Origin of the sequence: Bacteroides sp. HMSC067B03, from assembly GCF_001811315.1 — a bacterium.
Taxonomy (GTDB): Bacteria; Bacteroidota; Bacteroidia; order Bacteroidales; family Bacteroidaceae; genus Bacteroides; species Bacteroides faecis.
On sequence record NZ_KV804241.1, the window covers coordinates 1 to 2,428 of the forward strand.

The window sequence follows — 2,428 nt, forward strand, 5'->3', positions numbered from 1 at the left end:
CACCCAAACGCACAACTGTTCCCCGCTCTAATTTACAGATTTTCCTCTCTACCTTGTCCGTTCGGGAAACGGACGGGTTATCAGGATGCCACAATCCCCTGAAATTAAGAAGCGACTTTGCATAGCAATAAGAACAGTCGTGAAAGCATCCACAGCCATAAAGGTCTAAACGTGTCGGATAATTACATTTATTCCCTTCATTTCCGGAGACGGTCTTATAAAAGGACTTAAACTCTGGTGCTTGCGTGGATGTAGTCACCCATTGTGGTGCATTTACTGTATATCTGGCAGTTGTGCTTGTAATTTCCTCTTTTAACATACTCATACTCTTTTTGGATGAATGTTTATAACCGCTTGTCATAGCTTGAATAGCTTTCCACCTGCGGTATTTTTCGTATATATCCCATTTGAATGTTGTCCAAGCAACGTACCAGTGTCCTTTCCATAGCGGGCAGAATATCACGTTCGTAAAAATCACGCGGGCGGGCTGAATAGTCTATTTTGATTATTTCCTGTTCGCATATATCACCCGTGTCAAGTCCGTTATCCGCCCAAAACCATGTGGCAGCAGTGATTGGCTCTTGCCGTTTGTAAGCCCATTTGATTGAAGACGCGCCACGTCCATACGGCAGTGGTGACGGATGAAATATCAATGTCCCGTAAAGCGGTTCTTTCAACACTTCCACCGACACCTTTTCCGTCAGAAGCGGGGCAATGGCTAGATCATACACTCCGGTGCTTTCGTTCCAAACACGGTAACCTTTCTCGCGTACACAGGCTTCCGCTATTTTGTAAGCCTGTGAGTCCTTATTTCCTAATATCTTGATGATCATATTCCCCAATATATTTAAATGCCTGTACTGCCCTGAAATGACCTCCGTATCCGGTAGAACATTTAGTAGATTTTCCTTTTCCCTGCATGGACTTTGCCATCGAACTTGCGCTTCTCGCCTTATTCGAACCATAAAGGCTGGCTTCTGTTTGCACCCATTTCTTTGAGTGCCGTAAAGCTCCGCATAACTGGGGATGTGAAGTATGGAAAAATACAGGTAGTTTTTTCCCACAACGTCCGTTCCCCTTCAGATGATATTCGCATACTGCAGCTAAAAATTTAGTGCCAACTCCGATGCCTTGCCATTCCGGCATGACTACCAAACGCGTCGAGCGATACGCTCCAGCTGTGAAAAGGGGGGCTACTGCCAAATGGCATACGGGCTCGTTCCCAATGAATCCCACGAAGTATTCCGCAGCAACGGGCAACGGCAAGTCTAAATAATAATGCTGTTTAAACAGTCTTGGGAATACAGTTCCCCTGACCTTATAAATTTGAAGCTCGAGTTTTGGACGTTGCCGAAGACAGTCACGCTCGTAAAAGCGTGCCTCCGCAGTATCGTACACCCAATCCGGCTGCAACCATTCAATAATATCATAATGACAGGATAGAAGGACAATCTTACCTTTGCCACGTCTCCAAGTTTTAGAGAATGCTGCCGCACCCACTTTCGCGATCTGACGGTCAATCACGGACGTAAATTCATCAACGACGGCATGCTCCGGACGTTCGCAAGCCAAACGGGCTAAACCAGCGCGAAATTTCTCACCGTTCGACAGCACATTGAAGGGGCGTAGCCATGCCGGAACGTCACCCAAACCTACAGCCGAAAGCATTCCGGTGACTGTATTAAAATCCCCGTCCGGAGCGATGCAGTCAATAATAGGTTTATTGCTGTCCCAACCGGAATAAAGGTCATAAATCGGCTCGTTAAAGATTTTGCTTCCGATACTGGTTTTTCCACTTCCTGAAGGTCCGACAATCAAACCTATTTGCCATTCTTTGCCCTCGATGGGCAATTCAGCCACCTTTTCCCAGTCACAGCCATTTTCCGCATTGAAAAGGCTTTTTACCCTTGCAGCGCGATAGCTGTCAAAATCGCTGCAATGGTGTCGTACTTCTACTCTCATACACTTACTACCTTTAAAGTTAAACCTTCAGCTTTCAGGCGTTCATAAATAGCCTGCTGTTCCTTTTCATCTGTGCAAATGACGATAACGCCATATTGCGGTTTATACGTATATTTTCCCATAACTAATAATTTTGAGTTCGGGACAAAAGTACTCCGGGACTGTCAATCCGGCACGATACATGAAGTTGTTTACACTGCAAACGTTTTGCAGTCACTTTGGAAACGCTTGATAAGACTATATACCTTTCTTTCACTGACAAGGTACTTGTCAGATAATGCCGCGACTATATAAGACACTTTCTCGCCATGTCCTAACAGTTCCATATAATCCGTATACAGATCGATATAGCGACAATCTTCAAGCCTTATTCCGGCATCCTGTATTTTTTTCAAGAGCTCCCGATTAAAGTTTAATATCTCTATGACTTTCATAATACAAATTTGATTATCTTTGCAATGCCAAT

General features: G+C 44.6%; 4 protein-coding genes and 1 pseudogene. All 5 read right to left on the bottom strand.

Annotation, left to right across the window (positions count from 1 at the left end):
• Positions 1-325: pseudogene (locus HMPREF2794_RS29215) on the bottom strand (radical SAM protein); the annotation flags it as partial.
• Between the two features lie 19 nt (positions 326-344).
• Positions 345-833: a formyltransferase family protein gene (locus HMPREF2794_RS01030; RefSeq protein ID WP_070750654.1), complete on the bottom strand. Its 489-nt coding sequence runs from the start codon at positions 831-833 to the stop codon at positions 345-347.
• Positions 808-1,962: a GNAT family N-acetyltransferase gene (locus tag HMPREF2794_RS01035; protein ID WP_070750656.1), complete on the bottom strand. Its 1,155-nt coding sequence runs from the start codon at positions 1,960-1,962 to the stop codon at positions 808-810. Before HMPREF2794_RS01035 ends, HMPREF2794_RS01030 begins: the two co-directional genes overlap by 26 nt.
• Positions 1,959-2,084 carry a hypothetical protein gene (locus HMPREF2794_RS29775; RefSeq protein ID WP_004303272.1) on the bottom strand — a complete coding sequence of 42 codons (126 nt, stop codon included), beginning with the start codon at positions 2,082-2,084 and terminating at the stop codon, positions 1,959-1,961. Before HMPREF2794_RS29775 ends, HMPREF2794_RS01035 begins: the two co-directional genes overlap by 4 nt.
• A gap of 69 nt (positions 2,085-2,153) precedes the next feature.
• Positions 2,154-2,396, bottom strand: coding sequence for a hypothetical protein (locus HMPREF2794_RS01040; protein WP_070750658.1), 243 nt, complete (start codon positions 2,394-2,396; stop codon positions 2,154-2,156).
• Between the last annotated feature and the right edge of the window lie 32 nt (positions 2,397-2,428).